Source organism: Bacteroidetes bacterium SB0662_bin_6 (genome assembly GCA_009839485.1).
Taxonomy (GTDB): domain Bacteria; phylum Bacteroidota; class Rhodothermia; order Rhodothermales; family VXPQ01; genus VXPQ01.
This window is the reverse complement of record VXPQ01000018.1, coordinates 57,309-76,556: the sequence shown is the minus strand read 5'-3', so window position 1 is coordinate 76,556 and position 19,248 is coordinate 57,309. Positions and strand designations below refer to the sequence as shown.

The 19,248-nt window shown below is 59.5% G+C and carries 16 protein-coding genes; 5 read left to right on the top strand and 11 right to left on the bottom strand.

Annotated elements, in window-relative coordinates; genetic code table 11:
• Window position 1 precedes the first annotated feature (1 nt).
• Window positions 2-442, bottom strand: a complete 441-nt coding sequence (locus tag F4Y00_02775) for a type II toxin-antitoxin system VapC family toxin (GenBank protein ID MYE03884.1) — start codon at window positions 440-442, stop codon at window positions 2-4.
• A complete protein-coding gene (locus tag F4Y00_02770; protein ID MYE03883.1) occupies window positions 439-678 on the bottom strand; it encodes a hypothetical protein in 240 nt (79 codons plus the stop codon). The genes F4Y00_02775 and F4Y00_02770 overlap by 4 nt, the downstream gene beginning before the upstream one ends.
• 25 nt (window positions 679-703) lie before the next feature.
• Between F4Y00_02770 and F4Y00_02765 the strand changes: the two genes are divergently transcribed.
• The 3 genes from F4Y00_02765 (at window position 704) to F4Y00_02755 (ending at window position 3,925) form a co-directional block, all read left to right on the top strand.
• The gene (locus tag F4Y00_02765) at window positions 704-2,563 is read left to right on the top strand and encodes a DUF5060 domain-containing protein (protein ID MYE03882.1); all 1,860 of its coding nucleotides are present in this window, start codon (window positions 704-706) and stop codon (window positions 2,561-2,563) included.
• Window positions 2,564-2,661: 98 nt separating this feature from the next.
• Window positions 2,662-3,324: a Uma2 family endonuclease gene (locus tag F4Y00_02760; GenBank protein MYE03881.1), complete on the top strand. Its 663-nt coding sequence runs from the start codon at window positions 2,662-2,664 to the stop codon at window positions 3,322-3,324.
• Complete coding sequence (locus tag F4Y00_02755) at window positions 3,251-3,925, top strand: Uma2 family endonuclease (protein ID MYE03880.1); 675 nt, start codon at window positions 3,251-3,253, stop codon at window positions 3,923-3,925. Before F4Y00_02760 ends, F4Y00_02755 begins: the two co-directional genes overlap by 74 nt.
• Window positions 3,926-3,978: 53 nt before the next feature.
• Here the strand turns inward: F4Y00_02755 and F4Y00_02750 are convergent, their stop codons facing one another.
• The 6 genes from F4Y00_02750 to F4Y00_02725 all read right to left on the bottom strand — a co-directional run bounded on the left by F4Y00_02750 (window position 3,979) and on the right by F4Y00_02725 (window position 12,184).
• Window positions 3,979-4,524, bottom strand: a complete 546-nt coding sequence (locus F4Y00_02750) for a RidA family protein (GenBank protein ID MYE03879.1) — start codon at window positions 4,522-4,524, stop codon at window positions 3,979-3,981.
• A gap of 86 nt (window positions 4,525-4,610) precedes the next feature.
• Window positions 4,611-5,792, bottom strand: a complete 1,182-nt coding sequence (locus F4Y00_02745) for an exo-alpha-sialidase (protein ID MYE03878.1) — start codon at window positions 5,790-5,792, stop codon at window positions 4,611-4,613.
• Entirely contained in the window at window positions 5,785-6,987 is a 1,203-nt protein-coding gene (locus F4Y00_02740; GenBank protein ID MYE03877.1) for a protein-glutamate O-methyltransferase family protein, read from the bottom strand. The genes F4Y00_02745 and F4Y00_02740 overlap by 8 nt, the downstream gene beginning before the upstream one ends.
• Window positions 6,988-7,000: 13 nt before the next feature.
• A complete protein-coding gene (locus F4Y00_02735) occupies window positions 7,001-8,674 on the bottom strand; it encodes a sodium/solute symporter (protein ID MYE03876.1) in 1,674 nt (557 codons plus the stop codon).
• Between the two features lie 387 nt (window positions 8,675-9,061).
• Window positions 9,062-10,735 carry a sodium/solute symporter gene (locus F4Y00_02730; GenBank protein MYE03875.1) on the bottom strand — a complete coding sequence of 558 codons (1,674 nt, stop codon included), beginning with the start codon at window positions 10,733-10,735 and terminating at the stop codon, window positions 9,062-9,064.
• Between the two features lie 18 nt (window positions 10,736-10,753).
• Window positions 10,754-12,184, bottom strand: coding sequence for a fucose isomerase (locus F4Y00_02725; GenBank protein MYE03874.1), 1,431 nt, complete (start codon window positions 12,182-12,184; stop codon window positions 10,754-10,756).
• Between the two features lie 141 nt (window positions 12,185-12,325).
• Between F4Y00_02725 and F4Y00_02720 the strand changes: the two genes are divergently transcribed.
• Window positions 12,326-13,183 carry an SDR family oxidoreductase gene (locus tag F4Y00_02720; GenBank protein ID MYE03873.1) on the top strand — a complete coding sequence of 286 codons (858 nt, stop codon included), beginning with the start codon at window positions 12,326-12,328 and terminating at the stop codon, window positions 13,181-13,183.
• Between the two features lie 87 nt (window positions 13,184-13,270).
• Here the strand turns inward: F4Y00_02720 and F4Y00_02715 are convergent, their stop codons facing one another.
• Both F4Y00_02715 and F4Y00_02710 read right to left on the bottom strand, forming a co-directional pair.
• Window positions 13,271-15,796, bottom strand: coding sequence for a TonB-dependent receptor (locus F4Y00_02715; protein MYE03872.1), 2,526 nt, complete (start codon window positions 15,794-15,796; stop codon window positions 13,271-13,273).
• Window positions 15,797-16,154: 358 nt separating this feature from the next.
• A complete protein-coding gene (locus tag F4Y00_02710) occupies window positions 16,155-16,835 on the bottom strand; it encodes a hypothetical protein (GenBank protein MYE03871.1) in 681 nt (226 codons plus the stop codon).
• A 303-nt stretch (window positions 16,836-17,138) separates the two neighbouring features.
• Here F4Y00_02710 and F4Y00_02705 point away from each other — a divergent pair, with 303 nt between their 5' ends.
• Window positions 17,139-18,089: a shikimate dehydrogenase gene (locus tag F4Y00_02705; GenBank protein MYE03870.1), complete on the top strand. Its 951-nt coding sequence runs from the start codon at window positions 17,139-17,141 to the stop codon at window positions 18,087-18,089.
• A gap of 120 nt (window positions 18,090-18,209) precedes the next feature.
• On the opposite strand, the gene F4Y00_02700 is transcribed toward F4Y00_02705, so the two are convergent.
• Window positions 18,210-19,238, bottom strand: coding sequence for a sugar kinase (locus tag F4Y00_02700; GenBank protein MYE03869.1), 1,029 nt, complete (start codon window positions 19,236-19,238; stop codon window positions 18,210-18,212).
• Window positions 19,239-19,248: the final 10 nt, after the last annotated feature.

The following is a 19,248-nucleotide window of genomic DNA, read 5'->3' as shown; positions in this document are numbered from 1 at the left end:
GCTATGCCTGCATCGCCAGAGCCTCCTGTATCGAAAGCACAATCCGGCTCACGCGCGCATCGGCAACCTGTGCCAGTTTGCGGCGGAAGCGATCGTCCGCCGTAACGAAAGGCCAATCTCGCTCAATGGCCAGCGCCAGATAGATACAATCGTACGCGGCATGATCCAGTTCTATTGCAAGACGCGTGGCTGCATCCATCAGGCGACGCGTGGGCAACAGTTCGACATCGGCTCTTTGTATGAGATGCGCGGCCATGATCGCTTCATCGGTGGTAAGCTCCGCGCGCTTTACCTTCTTCCAAAGAATGTTCGAACATTCGGCAATCAAAAGATCGGGAGATGAAAGAGGAAAATTCTGCAAAATGGCCAAGGCATTCAGAGAATCGTCCTCATACACAACCCATTTGATGGCAATGCTGGCATCAATAACAAAGCGATTCACCGTTCCTCCCGTCCTTCACGTTGGAGCACCTCTGAAGGGGTCTGTGAGCGCCCCTTTGTCATGGAACGCAGCCGAGCCGCTAATTCGTCAAACGCAGGTTCCACTTCCGCCGAAAGCGCCTGGCGCAGAATTTCACGATGCTCCGCTTCCGCCGAACGCCCGTGGCGCGCCGCACGGCGTTTCAGACGCATGACCAGATCCTCGTCCAGATTACGAACTTGCAGGTTTTTAGGCATCACAATCTCCAGAAATATGACATATATGATAGCATATAATGCATATAATATCAAGCGGATCCTATGGAATAAAGCATTTTTATTCTGCTACCTCGCGCTCGGATTCACTCCTTCTATCGGAGCCGCGCAGCAATCGGCTCAGGCCGTCATCGCCGGGGAACAGAGGCTGTATCATCCGATCAGCATCACGTTCGAGGGTCCGGAAGCCTCCGAAACCGGCACTCCGAACCCTTTCCGCGACTACCGGCTCAACGTAACATTCCGGCATGAGGAAACGGGAGACCAACTCGTCGCGCCGGGCTACTTCGCCGCCGACGGAAACGCCGCGGACACCGGAGCCGATTCGGGGAACCGGTGGCGTGTGCATTTTACGCCCCACCGGACCGGGGCCTGGTCCTGGAAAGCTTCCTTCCGGACAGGAACCGACATCGCGATCCGGCTGGACCCGCTGGCCGGGGAGCCCACGTCCTTCGACGGCGTGCAGGGCGCCTTTGCCGTATCCGGGACCGACAAGACCGGGCGGGGCTTCCGGGGCAAGGGTATGCTGCGCTATGTGGGAGAGCATTATTTGCGCTTCGACGACGGCTCCCGGTTCGTGAAAGGAGGCGCGGACAGCCCGGAAACCCTGCTGGCTTACGCGGATTTCGACGGCACGTCTGTCCATGCGGGCGACGTTCCGCTCAAAACCTGGGAAGCGCATACCGGGGACTGGAACGAGGGAGATCCTGTCTGGCAAGACGGCAAAGGGAAGGGACTCATCGGTGCCCTGAATTATCTCGCCTCGGAAGGCCTCAACGCCGTTTCGTTCCTTCCGATGAATGTCGAGGGAGACGGCAAAAATGTGTGGCCGTGGATCCGGCACGACGCCCGCGACCGCTACGATGTCTCCAAACTCGCACAGTGGGAGCGTATCTTCGCCCATGCCGACAGCCTGGGCCTCTACCTGCATTTCAAGACACAGGAAACGGAAAACGATCTGCTGCTGGACGGCGGCGAACTGGGCCCGGAGCGCAAGTTGTATTACCGGGAACTGGCGGCGCGTTTCGGGCACCATCTCGCCCTGAACTGGAATCTGGGCGAGGAGAACGACATATGGGAAGAACTGGACGATCCGCAACAGTACCACATCCGGTCTTATGCGGAGTACATTCGTGCGCTGGACCCCTACGACCATCCGATCGTGATACACACCTACCCCAACCAGCACATAGAGGTGTACACCCCTCTACTGGGAAATGCTTCCGAACTGGCGGGGATTTCCCTGCAAACGCACTGGAACCGGGTGCATGAGCATACGTTGCTGTGGCGGCGTGTCTCGGCGGCGGCGGGCAAAAAATGGGTGATCGCGAACGACGAACAGGGCAATGCACAAGTCGGCGTCATGCCGGACGGCCCGGAAAACAACCACGGCGACATCCGGCGGCGCACCATCTGGGGGCATCTCATGGCCGGGGGCGCCGGGCTGGAGTTTTACTTCGGCTACCAGCACCCGCACAACGACCTGAATCTGGAGGATTTCCGGAGCCGGGACCGGTTCTGGGATTACGTGCGCCACGCCCTGCATTTCTTCGACGCCTGGCTGCCCTATTGGGAAATGGCGCCGAACGACGGCCTGGCGCCGGGCGACCGGTACGTGCTGGCGAAGCCGGGAGAAATGTATGCGGTGTATGTGCCGGAGACGTCGCCGGATGACGAGGGCATATCCCTGCACATCCTTCCGGGCAACTACTCCGTGCACTGGTACGATCCGACAGAAGGCGGTGCGCTGCAAACCGGCAGCGTGGCGCATGTCGAGGGAGACGGCGCTGTGTCGATCGGTGCACCGCCACCCGGGCCGGACGGCAAGGATTGGGTGGCGCTGGTGCGGGCGGAGGATGGCGAATAGAGAGGTGGGAACCTTGCGGGATGGTATGAACCTCCCGATGCTTCGAAACCCTATTCAGGCGATCCAAATTATTCCCGTTTGGTCGGAAACAAGACCGGATGAGGCGCTTTATTCTACTGCCGGACATTTCTATTGGACCATTCTTGCAGGGAGGTATGCTCGTGACGACCGTAATGACCAAAATCCGTGCGCGAATCGGTACGGATCCTGTTCCGCCCCGGCCCATGACGGTGGAGGAGTACGCCCGATTCGAGGAGCCGGAGGACGGATACAAGTACGAACTGGTTCGGGGCGTACTCATGGTGCAAGAGCCCAGTCCGGGCTATCCGCACGGATCCCTGCAAGCCGATCTGGCGTGGCGCCTCGGAAACTGGGTGCGCCAAACCGGACGTGGCAAGGTGGCAGTGGATATGGGTTGCATTATCCGCATGACCCCCGCGACTGTCCGGGGACCGGATATTTGCATTTTCCTCGAACCGGTATCCTGGGAAAACACGCCAGGGAACTGGGCGCAGGGAGCGCCTGAAATAGCGATCGAAGTACTCTCCCCATCGAACAGACCGGGAGCCATGCGCGAAAAGATGCGCGATTACTTCGAGGCCGGAGCGCTGCGCGTATGGATGGTGGACCCGAAGACCCGCACCGTGACCATACACCGGGCGGACGGGTCAAAAACAATTTTCCGGGATGGGGACCGTCTCGAAGACCCGGAGGTACTGCCGGGATTCGAGTTGGAGCTGGAGGAATTATTTGAGGGATAGGCCCATGACGACCGTAAGAACCTCAACCCGCGTGCGAACCGGAAAAAGCCCTGCCCCGCCCGAACCCATGACGGTGGAGGAATATGCGCGGTTCGACGAGCCGGATGACGGATATTCCTCCGAACTCTTCCGGGGCATCGTCATCCGGGAACCGCTTCCCGGCTGGTCGCATGGGCGCAGCCAAAGCATATTGGCGCGGCGCCTGGGCAACTGGATGGAAGCGTTCGGGCAAGGCGAGGTTTTCGCGGAAACCGGTTTTATTATCAGCGACCGTCCGGCGACCGTGCGGGGACCGGATGTGGCCGTGCTGCTCGACCGACGATTCCGGGAAGGCGAACCCGGCAACTGGATACGTGGAGCGCCAGACGTAGCGGTTGAAGTACTCTCCCCATCGAACAGACCCGGAGCCATGCGCGAAAAGATGCGCGATTACTTCGACGCCGGGGCGCTGCGCGTATGGATGGTGGACCCGAAGACGCGCACCGTGACCATTCACCGGGCGAACGGGTCAAAAACAATCTTCCGGGACGGGGACCGCCTTGAAGATCCGGAGGTATTGCCCGGATTTGTATTGGAGGTGAGGGAGTTGTTCGAGGGGTAGGGGCTACCCGGCATCCCGGACCGGCATGCTTGTTCATGCACAGGAGCTTTCCCCTACTCCACCTCCACAATCACCTCGATCTCCACGGCAATGTTATCCGGCAGCGAGCCCATGCCAATGGCGGACCGGGCATGACGACCCCTGTCGCCGAAAACTTCCACCATCAGGTCCGAGAATCCGTTGATGACTGCAGGATGAGCTCCGAAGTCCGGGGCGGCGTTCACCATGCCCAGCGCCTTGACGACACGCCGGACGCGGCTCAGGTCCCCGAGTTCGTCCTTCATCGTGGCGATCAACTGGATTCCCGTCAGCCGGGCCGCCTCGTACCCCTCTTCGACGGACAGGTCCGCGCCGACCTTACCCGTCACCAGCGTCCCGTCGGGACGCAGCGGCCCTTTCCCGGACAGGTACAGCAGATCCCCCGTTTGCACGGCATTGACGTAATTGGCGACGGGCGAAGACGCCTTGCGCAGCGTAATACCCAGTTCGGCGAGGCGCGCTTCGGGGTTGTAGTCCTGATCCTGCGCAGAAGAGGGCCCGGCGGAAAACGCCAGCACGAAGGGAACGATCATGGCAAATACCTTGTGTTTGTTCGGCATGGATTTCTGAATGTGTGGCTATTCGGGAAGGGAAGACGCCAAGAGCTGTCGCATTACAGCGGCGCGCCATGAACCGGCGAATAAGCCTACCCCTGCATCGCCTCCGCTTTACCATCCAACTCGTCGAGCGTAAAGCGGACGCTGACGATATAGGGTTCCGCGCCTTCGTCCCAATGGCCGTAGGTCGTTACGACGAACACGCCGTCGGGAAGCACCTCCACGCCGGGATAGGCGGTATCCCATTGGTGTTTGTTGTCCATCAGGCGCACGCGGTACTGGCCTTCGCGCCCCTCGACAAGGTCCTCGTAGGTACCTACCCAGCCGACCCAGTCACCCTGTGTCGGCGTCTCATGCGCCGTGTCGCGGAAGGAAATGAAAAGGCGGCCATCGGGACCATACCTGGCCGTGTGCCGGTCTCCGGTGAGCGCGCCAGGCGCCTCGCGAGGCGTGCTCCAGGTCTGGCCTTCATCGTCGGAAAACATGATGAAGGAATTCAGGGTGCGGCTGTTTTCGCGCAGTAACAAAGCGATCTGGTCGCCGTCGGGCGAGCGGACAAGGCCGGGCTCGCACAAATGCGCCGTCGGATGCGTAGCGATGACTTCCGGCGCCGACCATGTCAGGCCACCGTCTTGAGAGAGCGTTTTGTAGACGTGGAAAACGGGCGGGTCCTGCTCCTGATCCTCCGGGCCGATGAAACGCCCGTCATCGTGAAAAAGCGCCATGTAATCGCCATTCTTCAGCCGCTCGACCGACCCCATGGTAACGATGCCGCCAAAGTCGCCGATGGGTTCGAGTTCGCTCCAGGTGGTCCCGTCGTCTTCGGAAACAGCCATGCGGATCGGATGAAGACCCGAGAACAGGATCAGCCGCTTGACGCCGGCCGGATCAACGACGCGGTGAATCGTAGGAACCTCGCGGGAAGTGGCCCAGCTGTCGGGCACCGGCAGGCGGTCGCTCCAGGTGAGGCCGCCGTCGGTGCTCCGTTTCATTACGATGGCGCCGCCGCCATGCCCTTTCGGGTAGACCGTGATGATGGTCCGATCATCTTCGAGCAGGACCGTCGTTGGGTGGCCGAGGTACTGTCCTTCTTCCTTGTCGACCATCACCTGCCGGTGCGTCTCGTCCGCCAGATCGATCAGCGGGATGGTAAATCCTCGAGGAACGGCCGATCCCTCTGCAGCAGGTATGTCTTCGCCTTGCTGCGTACAGGAAAACAGGCCGAATAACAAAATCAAGGCGACAAGAAATGGCTGGCAGCGTCTATGCATAGGTTGAACCTTCTTCATCGAAAACAGGATGCTCTTGACCCGCAGCATATTGCATCACGCCGTAGGTCCCGTTAGCCCGCCATTGCGGATGCTCGACCTCCAGTTCGGCGGCCCGCTCAGGCGGGACCTCCACGAGCGTATCGCTCTTGAGCGTGCGAAGCAGCGCCAGCGGAGCAGGGAAAGGCCCCAGCGCTTCGCTCATGGGTGTTTCGAGCGGCCAGATCGCGTCGTTCGTCGCCCGCCGGTAATTGGCGTCGCCCTTGCTGATCGCCAGCGCTGCCTCTCCGAGGGCATGTGCTATGTGGGACGATAATTCCCAAAACCTTCCGTCCGTGTTCCAGAAATAATCCGCCTCCATGCGAAGACGGCCCTCCTGCATGTACCCGGAAAGGCGGGCGGAAAGACCGGCGGCGGCCCCTCCCCGGGCGGTCATGGCCTGCAGCATGTCGTGAAGGTCTACGGGAATCACATCACTCACCAGGACAGGCAGCATCTTCACGTGGAGCACGATTTCCGTAGCTAACCCCTCCGCAAGCAGCAGATCGCTCCATGCCAGATCCATTGCCTCCTCGGTGCCCGCATTGTCCATAATGATATGTACGGAACCCGGGGAACGCTGCAGCAATCCCGCTACAATCTCTTCCGACCGGTCGGTCAGAAGATGTTCGTCGGTTGCATGCACGCCCTGCTCGGCCACGGTCATGATGCTCAGATCGATGCGATTGCCCCACAACATGGCCTTCAGCATACGCACAAGGCGCTCCGGCAGCGCCCCTTCGAAAGCCAGTACCTCCTCCAGCGTACTCCACAACGCCTCGGAAGCCATTTCTTCCTGCTTGAAAGGCGCAAACGGATCTCTGCCCGATGCAAGAAACCCGGACGCTTCGACGATCAGGCGGTACACGAGCATTTCCGCAAACAACCACTCCGTGCCCAGCCAGGTCTCCCCTTCGCGTTGTGCGTACCGAGGCAGCCACAATGCATGATCGGGCGCCGGAGCTTCGAAAAGGCGCAGCGGGGCATTCCCGGCCACGTCGTCCCGGAGCCGTTTCAGTGCGTCCGCCACGGGATCGGCGTACGCATTCCGGGCGATCGTGTCGTCGATGATCGAGGGCACCCGGACCCCCATGGAGCGATGCGCAAAGGCATTGCTCGTGTCCGTTCGGACCGGGAGGGGTAGATCGTTTCGTTGCATGGCGTGCCCGTACTTACACCCAGAAACTGAAATAGAGGTAAATGCAGAGCACCAGCCCCAGCACCAGCACGGTACCCGCTACATCGAACCAGCCCCAGGAAGAACGGATTTCGATCTTTTCCTCGGGGGTGAGCGTCCCCCGCGACAAGCCTTTCAGTTTACTCAGTGGATCGGCGTCTTTCGCATAGGACAGTGCAATGATGAGCACGATGCTTGTGAGGAAGAGTACACCGGCAAAATAATACGCATTGAAGGTGCCGATCGCCCCCAGCATGCCCGTCGGTCCCATCACACCGCTCTGGACCAGCGTCTGGAGCGTAAGCTTCAGCATACCCAACCCGAACCCGACGACCAGGCCCCAGAATGCCCCGTGGCCGTTGATGCGCTTGAAGAAAATGCCCAGGAGAAAAACGGCGACAATGGGCGGCGTCAGAAAACTCTGCATGTTCTGGATGTAGTGGTAGAGCCCCTCGTTGTTTTCCGAAATGACCTTCATGATCGGAATCCACAGGATGCCAAAACCCACCACCACGCCAGTGGCGATCCGGCCGACCCCAACGAGCCGCGTCTCGGACGCGTTCGGCCGCAGTTTCTCGTAGATATCCATGGTAAAGAGCGTGGCGCACGAGTTGAAGAGAGACGACAGCGAACTCATCAACGCGGACAGTAAGCCGCCTACCACAAGGCCCCGCAACCCCGCCGGGAGCAACTCCGCCACCATCGTGGGAAACACCATATCGCCCATGAGATTGCCCTCGGCGGAAACCGGGATGGCGAGCAGACCCTGTTCGTGAAGCGCATATCCGATCATGCCCGGCACGAGAAAGATGAACACGGGCCATACCTTAAGAAAGCCCCCGAAAATGGCCCCGCGGCGTGCATCCGTCAGCGATCGGGCCGCCAGGGTGCGCTGGACGATATACTGGTCGGTACACCAGTACCAGATGCCTGCAAGGGGCGAGGCGATCATAATCGCCAACCACGGAAAATTCGGATCGGAAATGGGGCGCCATAGTGCAAAGCGTTCGGCGTTTTCACCCACAATGACCCGCATCTCGTTCCACCCCCCGAGTTCGGACAACCCGAACATGGTAATGAACGCCGATCCCATGAGCAGCAGCACGGTTTGCAGCACTTCCGTGTACACGACGGCGCGCAGGCCGCCGAAAATGGTGTAAATCCCTGTCAGCACCACCGTGGCGAAGGCGCCGACCCAGAACGCGTTGTCGGGCGTCCCGAATGTGTCGGGCAGGAGCGTTCGGAAAACGAGGGCGCCGGCGTACACCGTGACGGACACCTTCGTGAACACATAGGCGACAAGAGACATGATCGAAAGAATCCAGCGGGACCGGGCATCGAACCGGCGTTCCAGAAACTCCGGCATGGTGAAGACACCGGAACGGTAGTAGAACGACACGAATACCCATCCCAGCACAATCATGACCCACGCATGCAATTCCCAGTGCGCCAGAGCCATCCCGTTCAGCGCACCGCTGCCCGCAAGCCCCACAATGTGCTCGGAGCCGATGTTCGAGGCAAAAAGCGAGGCCCCCACCACAGCCCATCCGACATTACGCCCCGCAAGAAAGTAATCCTCGGAAGTCTTCGTCCTGCGTGCGGACCACCACACGATCCAGACAAGCAGCATGAAATAGCCAAAGACAATAATCCAGTCAATGGGGGTCATGATTTCCTCATTGATCTCTTATCCGTGATGATACGCTTCCCAATCCATATAGGATACTCTGATTAAGTCCGCGAAGTTCAGAGGCTGCGAGGGGTGCGCTGGCAAGGAATGACGAAGCAGTGTGGTAGGCCCCACACAATGAGGAATGACGCAGCCAGCGTGCTTCTCGCAGCCTCCCGAAGGGCGCTTCACGCACGAACGTGAAGCGCTGATCGAAGTGGACTTGATCAGAGTATCCTATACTTGCCGAGCGCTTCGCGCCCGGCTCCGGCTACACGTGCGCACGTGGCGGCCGCATGACGTTCGAACCCGGATTCGCACATGTATCGGAACAATTCCTGCATAATCGGGAGCCGGCAAATCGTCTTGTTGCATGGCGGCCCGCACCTACAGCCAGAAACTGAAATACAGGTAGATGCAGAGGACCAGCCCCAGCACCACTACGGTGCCCGCCACGTCGAACCAGCCCCAGGAAGAACGGGTTTCGAGTTGTTCCTCGGAACTGAGGGTCCCCCAGGTCAGGCCTTTCAGTTTGCCCAGCGCATCGGCATCCTTCGCCCAGGACAGGGCCACGACAAGCACAACGCTGATGAGAAAGAGCACTCCGGAGAAATAATACCCGTTGAAGGCGCCGATCCCCCCCAGAATGCCTGTCGGCTCCATCACGCCGCTCTGAACCAGCGTCTGGAGCGTAAGCTTCAGCATGCCCAGCACGAAACCGACGAGCAAACCCCAGAACGCCCCGTGGCCGTTGATGCGCTTGAAGAAAATGCCCAGCACAAACACAGCAGTAATGGGTGGCGCCAGAAAACTCTGCACGTTCTGCAGATAATCATAGAGCCCTTCGTTGTTTTCCGAAATGACCTTCATGATCGGAATCCACAAGATACCAAAAGCCACCACCACGCCGGTGGCGACCCGTCCGACCCGAACGAGCCGAGCCTCGGATGCGTTCGGACGCAGTTTCTCATAGATATCGACGGTAAAGAGCGTGGCGCACGAGTTGAACAGGGACGCCAGCGAACTCATCAACGCGGACAGCAAGCCGCCCACTACGAGTCCCCGCAAACCCGCCGGGAGCAGTTCCGCCACCATCGTGGGAAACACCATATCGCCCATGAGATTACCTTCGGCGGATACCGGGATGGCGAGCAGGCCCTGTTGGTGAAGCGCATACCCGATCATACCCGGCACGAGAAAGATGAACACGGGCCACACCTTCAGAAAGCCCCCGAAAATGGCCCCGCGGCGCGCATCCGTCAGCGACCGGGCCGCCAGGGTGCGCTGGATGATATACTGGTCGGTACACCAGTACCAGACCCCGACAACAGGCGAGGCGATCATCACCGCCAGCCAGGGAAAATTCGGATCGGAATTGGGGCGCCAGAGCGCAAATTGTTTGGCGTTTTCGCCCACGATGGCCCGCAGCTCGTTCCATCCCCCCAATTCGGACAACCCGAACATGGTAATGAACGCCGACCCCATGAGCAGCAGCACCGTTTGCAGCACTTCCGTGTACACGACGGCGCGCAGACCGCCGAAAACAGTGTAAATCCCTGTCAGCACCACCGTGACGAAGGCGCCGACCCAGAACGCGTTGTCCGGCGTCCCGAACGTGTCGGGTAAAAGTGTCCGGAAGACAAGGGCGCCGGCGTACACTGTGACGGACACTTTCGTAAACACATAGGCAACCAGAGAAACGATTGAAAGAATCCAGCGGGACCGGGCATCGAACCGGCGTTCCAGAAATTCCGGCATGGTGAACACGCCGGAACGATAGTAGAACGACACGAACACCCACGCCAGCAGGATCATGATCCATGCATGCAACTCCCAGTGTGCCTGCGCCATCCCGTTCAGCGCACCGCTGCCCGCAAGCCCCACAATGTGCTCGGAGCCGATGTTCGAGGCGAACAGTGAAGCCCCCACCACGACCCAGCCGACGTTGCGCCCGGCAAGAAAGTAATCTTTGGTAGTCTTTGTCTGGCGTGCGGACCACCACACGATCCAGACAAGCACCATGAAGTAGGCAAATACGATAATCCAGTCAATGGGGGTCATGATTTCGGTACTGATTTCTTATGCGTGATGATACACTTCCCAATCCATGTACTTGTCGAGCGCTTCGTGGACGGCTCCGGCTACGCGCGCCCGCGTGGCCGCCACATGGTGTTCGAACCCGGATTCGCACATGTACCGGAGCAATTCCTGCATGTTCGCCACCTCGAACACTCCGTATCCTCCGAAGGTTCGGAGTTCGTCCGGCGTGAAGGCGCCCTCTCCCACGTAGGCGCGTATGCGGCCTTCCAGGTCGTCCGTGGTAATCCGGGCGAAGGTGAACGGCCCGGGGGCGACCCGCCCCACAATCGTGCCGTACGTATTCTCCTTGCCGACCGACCCGGCGATGATTTCCTGAAAATCCATGCGGTGTGCGTCCGCCCCCTCATCCACAAAAAAGGATTTGGGCAGATTCGAGCAGTGGAATACGACTCCTTTGTTCGGATCGTCTCCGTAGTCGTTGTTCCAGTCGAGGAGCGCCGCAGGCACGCGGGCCGCTTCCTGCAACACATACATGCTCAACGCCCCCACGATATCGGCCTCGCAGGCGCTCGCCATAAGCCGGTCGCTCATCATGCTCATCGCCGTACAGGGCACCACCCCGTAGAACTCTTCCAGTGAGGTCCAGCACTGGATGGCCGTCGCCGCAAGGCCCTGCTCTTCCATGAACCGGTCGATGCACACCCCCAGTTTAGCCATCTTCAGCAGGCTTTCCCTGGGAATGCCGTCTATCCGCGTATAGGCGTGCATCGCCTCGATCTTGTCGGCGACGGAAGTATCGTCGTCGTCCAGACGACGAATCCATCCGAGCAATTCGGACAAATCCAGCGTTTCCACGGAAATACCGGACCGTTCCAGCAGTTTTTCGCTGTAGCGGACCGTGTTGAAGGCGGCAGGCCGGGCGCCGATCTGACCCAGGCGCAGGTTTCTGAGTGAGCGCACGACGCGGCAGGTAGCCGCAAAGCGGCGCAGGTCCTCCGCAAACGCCTCGCTTCCGGGGTCCATCGTGTGCCGGCTGGTGAGCGAAAACGGAATGCCGTACTGCCGCAGGTTGTTGCAAACGGATATCTTGCCGCAAAAACTGTCCCGGCGGCTCGCCAGCGACATGTCCGATTTCGAATCCGCAAAGGCATGCACAAGCACAGGCACGCCGAGATCGGCCCAGCGCAGCGCGTTCGCCACGGCCCGCTCGTCCCCGAAATTGGGCAGCGTGACCAGTACCCCGTCGATGTCGTCGCGGCGTGCGCGAAACAGATCGGCGCACAGACGCGCCTCCGCAAGCGTTTCCACCGCGCCGTTGTTCGTGGCCTCTTCGGGCGTGATCACGACATGGATGCCTTCCTGCTCCAGCAAGGCTATAACCTGCCGGCGTCCGGCGCTGCACAGATGGTCCGGGAAAAAGCCCCGGTTGCCGACAATGACGCCAAGCGTCACCGGATTATCGTTCGTCATATGCCCTCCTTCTTCGTATTTTCGATACGATGTCTGATGCGCACATCTTGCACCGGCGCACCCGCACAGGCTCTTTTCTGCAATGATTTACGCTCGCCCGCATAGAATAAACGACATGCAAGACAATCTTTCGTAACGATTATGCAACATTCTATCTATGACCTTACGGGGCGCGTAGCCGTCGTCACGGGCGGATCGGGAGCGCTGGGGTCGGCCTGCTGCCGGGGACTCGTCGAGGCCGGCGCCTCGGTGGTCATCCTGGCGCGCAACAAAAAGCGAGTCGAGGATGCCGCCCGGACGCTGGAAGAGGCCGGGGCCACGGCAGCGGCGGGCATCCCCGCGGATGTACTCAAGAAAGATCAACTCACGGCGGCCCGCGACCTCATCCTTGAACGCTTCGGACAGGTGGATATTCTCGTGAACGCCGCCGGAGGCAACATCAAGTCCGCCACGCTCAAGCCCGGGGACAGCATTTTCGACATGCCGGAAACCGCCTTCCGGCAAGTGTTTGACCTCAACCTGATCGGAACCGTACTGCCCACGCAGGTTTTTGGAGAAGTGATGGGAGCGGCAAGAAAAAACGCCGGAGAAGAAAAAACGGAAACTCCGCGCGCCGGCGCCATCGTCAACGTCTCTTCCATGGCGGCGGGCCGTGCGCTCACCCGGGTCGTGGGCTATTCCGCAGCCAAGGCCTCCGTGGAGAATTTCACCCGGTGGATGGCCGTGGAGCTTGCCCGGATATTCGGCGACGGACTCCGCGTGAACGCCATAGCACCGGGGTTCTTCATCGGAGAACAGAACCGGAGCCTGCTCCTGAACGAAGACGACTCACTGACCGAGCGGGGCCGGCAAATCATCGACCATACGCCCATGGGACGCTTTGGCGAAGTGGACGAACTCGCGGGAACACTCGTCTGGCTGTGCAGCGACGCCTCACGATTCGTGACCGGCGTGGTCGTGCCCGTGGATGGAGGCTTCGGCGCATTCAGCGGCGTGTAGCGGGGATACGGCCGCCGGCTTACGGATTCAGTTCCCCCGTATTGGTGACAGGCAACGCACCTTGTCAGACAATCCAGGACGCAGGGCCTACATCTGCACTTCCTGCTGTACTTCCTGATCCATGCCGTCTCCTCTCTCGTAGTTCCCGCGCCGTCGCTGCTGCCGTTGCCGCCCGAAATTGTACGTCAGGGAAAGATTGGCCTGGCGGGCATTGAAACTGCGGACGCTCTCCTGGTAGAACCGGGGCGTGTCGCGCGTGATGTTGAACTGCATCATGTCAAACGGATCGCGGATCTGCAGGCTTAGAGTAGCCCGTTCGTTGAGCAACTGCTGGCGCGCCCCGATACTTACCCTCGAAAACGCACCGATACGGCCGTTTTCAATGTCCATAGGCGCCCGGTAAAACCAGGAGAGTTGGACGGACAACCCCTCTCGAACACTGAGCGTGGCATTCGCGCGGGTCGACCAGCCCCAGGCATCGTTGCCGAGTCCGCTCTCCACGTTGGATCCGTCTGTCTGCATCCGAAAGGCGTTGAAACTGCCGAACGCATTCAACCGGTCCGTCAGCCGCAGCGTACCGATGGACTCGAAACCCCAGGAACTGCTTGAATCGAAGTTGCGGAACGTCGTGATCGACACCCCTCGATCGTTAATGAATTCGTACCACTGGATTCGGTTGTTCGTCTGGCGGTAATACGGAGTGAGCGTGATGGAAACAGAACCGGCAAAGTGAATGTAGCTGCCCTCCACCGCATGCGTGTATTCCGGTTCGAGATACGGATTTCCCTCGCGACGGGAATACGGATCCAGGTTGTCGTTGAAGGGATTCAGCCGCCAGGTGCTTGGGCGACTGATGCGTTTGCTGTAGCTGAACTTGAGCTGCTTCCAACTCGTTTCGGACCGGGACAATTCCCAGGTCAGGAATGCACTCGGGAAGAGACTGTTGTAATCGTTTTCGTACCGCTCGTCCGCCGTGGTCAGGTCGAACGTCGTCCGCGCCTGCTCGTAACGCAAACCCACCTGCGCGGCAATAGGCCCGAACTCCTGCTGCACGATGCCGTACGCGGCCTGGATATTCTGCCGGTAGTCGAATGTGTTCGTCCTGCGAACATCCGTCAGATACGTATTCAGGTCATAATCGAACGTCTCAACTCCGAACCGGCTGTCCAGCAAATCGATGGACCCCCTGTATCCCGCCTCCAGTTTGCCGTTGCCCAACGGGCGGGTGTAATCCAGTTGAAGTGAACCTTCGCCCGTGTTTTCCTCCTGCGTCGAACGCTGCTGGAACGAATCCGTCCCCACACCGGGAACAACCTCCCCGAGACGAAGCCCATCCAGCGCATAGCTGTTCTCGTCTTCCTCTTTCTCTTTTTCGTACCGCACCTCGGCCTGTAGCTCATGGGTCCCCGGCGCAACAATTCGGGAAAACGTGAGGCGATAATCCTGGTTCAGGTCCGTCCGGTCTCCAAGGCGTGTCCGGTCGTAGCTGTTCATCTCCACCTGATTCGCATCAAGAATACGATAGACATTCAGTCCGTCCTGATCTCCCCCGCGCACACTCAGCCTCGTAGCCAGCGACAGCACGTTCTTGTCACTCATGTTGTAATCGATGCTGGTGCTGAAGTTATGCGAATCGCCGCCGCGCTCGCCCCGATCATCTTCGTCGATCACAAAGAGCGGATCGGCTACGCGATTTTCCTGCCAACGATCCCCTGTCGAGTTACGCACGCCGTGACGGAATCCGTAGTTCACGAACGACGAGAACTTGCCCTGTATAAAATTGAGAGAGCCTCCGGCATTGTAACTCTCCTGCGTACCGCCTCCGGCCGTAAGGCTTCCACCGAAACCGAGATCCTGATCCTTGCGCAATACGATGTTCAGGATACCGGACATGCCGTCGGGTTCGTACTTGGCGGACGGATTGGGTATGACCTCTACCCGGTCGACCGAAGTTGCCGGTAACCCCTGCAGGAAGGTGATAAGCGCTTCCCCGGTCATGGACGTAGGACGGCCATTGAGAAGAATGGCCACGTTCTGGTTGCCCCGCAGACTGATATTGCCGTCGATATCCACTTCCACCGACGGAATTTCCTCCAGCACCTGGCTTGCGTCGCCCCCGGCGGACACCAGCTGGTCCCTGGTGTTGTACACGGTCCGGTCAATGCCGACCTCCATAAACTCCCGACGCTCCTCGACAATCACTTCATCCAGCATCTCTACATCGGTCTTCAATTCGATGATACCGAGATCGGCGGTCCATGCCCCCGGACGGAGAGCGATATCCGAAATCACCTCCGTGAGATACCCTACAAAGTGGACCTGCACATAATATCTTCCCGGGCGCAGCCCTTCGATCAGAAAAGCCCCTTCGGAGTCGCTGATTGCCCCGGTGGTAAGCGAAGAGTCCCGTACGCTCCACACGGCTACGGAAGCGGATGGAATGGATTCGCCCGTCTCCGCGTCAACCACGCTTCCGGAAATTTGCGTCGAGGGCATCTGTCCCCCGGGCCTTCCCCCTTCCCCCCGGTTACCGAACTGCTGGGCATAAGCCGACTGGATGGGAGCAACGGCAAACAGCAGGCCGACAGCAATGAACATCGTGGATCGTAGCATGACAGCGATATCCTTTCAGGGTGTGATGAATTTGCGCAAAGAAACGCCGGACCACGTCTGTAGCCCGAAGTTTCCGGCAAGGAGATGCAAGGAGCACACGTATAAGACCTGCAGAACGGAAAATTCATTCCATGAACGCCGCCGGCTTTTTTGAAACGCCGCCGCAGACCGTCTTGTTGCCTGCGTGTATATCGAAATAACGCACAAAAAGATGCGAGGCGCGCAAAAGCACGCCTCGCGGTCTTAAAGTATCGTTGGTGGGTTGGAAAAGCGGTAGGCGGTCAATCGGCTACCGGCAACGAGTCGGACACACGACAGCAGCGTATCCGCAACGCGACAGCGCAAACGGGCGCACGATTCATTGCGCCGCGGGCTCCTCCGTCGCGGGCCCCAGAAGATCTTCCGGATTCTCCGGTACCTCGGCGGGACGATTCACTTCGATATCGCACAGGGTACCTGAAGTACCCCCCTCCACATCAGTGTCGACGAAAATAGGTATATCCGCATCCGGGTCGGCCCCCAGAGTTAAACTGACCGTAATATCGGTAGACAGATCTATATCGCACATACCGGAACGATCATCCAGTTCCCAATCCACCATGCCCGTCGAAGTGCTGGTTTGTGTAATGGTAATCGTCACCGCATTGTCGCTCTCGGGCCCCTCAAAGGATATCATGCCTTGCTCGCGCATGCCCGACTGGCTATCGAGCGTGAAGGTGGTGTTCTCAACGGTCACCACGCATCCCGATGGAGCAAACGAAAAATCGTAATTGGGGACCAACCCCCCGCCATCCGAAGTGCCAAGCGTGACCCTACCTTGCAGGTTCATCGAACCTCCCTCGGAACACGCGTAGGTCGTATCCACCGGGATGCCTGCAAGCAGATCTTCCGGAGTTAGTGTGTCATCTTCTTCCGGAATGGCGCCGGATATCACGTCATTCACCACGGAATCCGTGCTCAGCGCCTGGAAACCGGTACCAATGGCCGTCAAAAGCGCATCCACCTCCTGCCTTGTCAGCATGTCTTCGGTTTCTTCCATGCTGTCGCAGGCGGTGAGCGCCGAACACAAAAAAAGTATACAAGCGAATACTACGTAACGGGATAACATGGCGAACCTCCACAGATTAAGGTGTATGATCCGGTGTGTAAAGAATTAAGGCAAATACTGTGCCATAAATCCTTCCATCGCATCGCAACCCGCTTAAGGACACGCTGATCAAGCCCGCAAAGCTCAGAGGCCGAGAGGCGCCCGCCGGCAAGGAATTTTGATTGGGATATCCTGAAGAAACTCCGCGAAAGCTTCGGTATATTAGGGCCTCCTTCCCTTCGACCACCGGTCAACATGTCCTCGGCACCCTTCCGGCCGGCAACCGCCCCGACCCTGTATTTCATCGGGGTAACCACAAAGCAATCTTCCATTGTGCCCATCTTCCCGAAATGGGCCGGACACCTTGACCTGAACAATGCGCGGCTCGTCGGCGTGGACGTTCCGATCGGCGCAAGCCCGGATACCTACCGGGACATCGTGCGCTTCATAAAGAACGACCCGCTCTCGAAAGGCGCCCTGATCACCACGCACAAAATCGACCTTCTCGCGGCGAGCCGGGACCTGTTCGACGAACTGGACCCGTATGCGCACCTGCTCGGAGAAATTTCCTGCATTTCGAAGCAGGGTGAACAGCTTGTCGGCCACGCGAAAGACGCTGTGACAGGCCGCCGGGCGCTCAATGCGTTTCTTCCGGACGGATACTGGAAAGAAACCGGCGCCGAGGTGCTTTTTCTGGGAGCCGGCGGCGCTACCGTAGCAACCACGAGTCTGCTTCTGACTGCCCAGAGCGACGATCAACCGGCACGAATCACGGTGACGGATGTGGATCCTGGCCGGATACGCAGTATCCAGGCCGTGCACAACCGGGTGGAGCACGATGCAAACGTACAGTATCTCCTCGTCCGGGACGCTGCAGGAAACGATGCGGCGATGCAGACCCTCCCTGCACGCTCGGTGGTTATAAACGGTACGGGTATGGGCAAGGATCGTCCGGGATCACCGGTATCCGACCAGGCTGTCTTTCCTGAGAACGGCTATGCCTGGGATTACAATTACCGGGGCGATTTCCTCTTCCTGAAACAGGCGGAGCAATGCCGCCGCGGGGTCAGGACGGTGGATGGCTGGACCTATTTTCTGTACGGGTGGACCAGCATCATCGCTGAAGTGTTCGGCGTCGCCATTCCGGAAGAAGGCCCGGAATTCGAAACCCTCTCGGACATCGCCGCCGCATACCGGCGCAGATGACCTGTGAAACAGGCACGGCCGGCAGACAAAACCCCGAAAGCCCGGCAAGGCTCGCCACGCGTCGTCGATCAGGGGGAATGACCGCTCGTATCAAGGACGCGCCGAAACACGCACACTTATCTACCGCTCCACGCGTCCCGAACCGGACCCCTTCGCCAGATTTTCAACTTCCTGCACCGAGACCAAGTTGAAATCGCCCGGGATCGTCTGCTTGAGGCAGGAAGCCGCCACCGCGAACTCAAGGGCTTCCCGGGAATTATCCTTCGTAAGCAGACCGGCAATCAGGCCCGCCGCAAACGCATCGCCGCCGCCTACGCGATCCACAAGCCGGATCTCGTAGCGGGTTGAACGCTGCGGCTCGACGCATGCCCCGTCGTCATGCAACAGGGCGCTCCAACCATTCATGGACGCCGAGAAACTCTCTCGCAGCGTAATCGCCACGGCGCGAAATCCGTACTCTTTTTTGAGTTGCCGGGCAAGACCGAAATACGCCTCCTCATCCAGTTCGGCCGCTTCCACATCGGACGCGCCTGCCCTGAAGCCGAGGCTGCGCTCCGCATCCTCCTCGTTAGCAATGCATATGTCCACATACTGCATGAGGGGGCGCATCACGGCCTGCGCTTCTTTTTCCGTCCACAACTTGGCCCGAAAGTTCAGATCGCAGCTTATGGATGCCCCGGCGCGGCGGGCGGCCCGGCAGGCTTCCTCAAGCATCCGACGAGGAACCTCGCCGAGCGCCGGGGTAATGCCGGTCCAGTGGAACCATGCGGCACCGTCGAATACGGCCTCCAGATCGACCTCTTCGGGCGCAAGTGTCGTTACGGAGCTCCCCGCGCGGTCGTAGATGACCTTGGACCCTCGCTGGCTCGCACCCGTTTCGAGGAAATAGACACCGAGACGATCACCCCCGCGTACGATAAACCGGTCGGATACGCCGTAGCGCCGCAACTCGTTGACGCACGCCTGTCCGATCTCGTGCCGGGGAATTTTGGACAGGAAAAAACTGTCGAATCCGAAGCCGGCCAGCGCCACGGCCACATTGGCCTCCCCGCCCCCGAAGGACACATCGAGGGAGGGCGTTTGCACAAAACGCCCATGCCCCGGAGGCGACAGCCGGAGCATGACCTCACCGAACGTAACCGTTTTCATAGCAACTCAG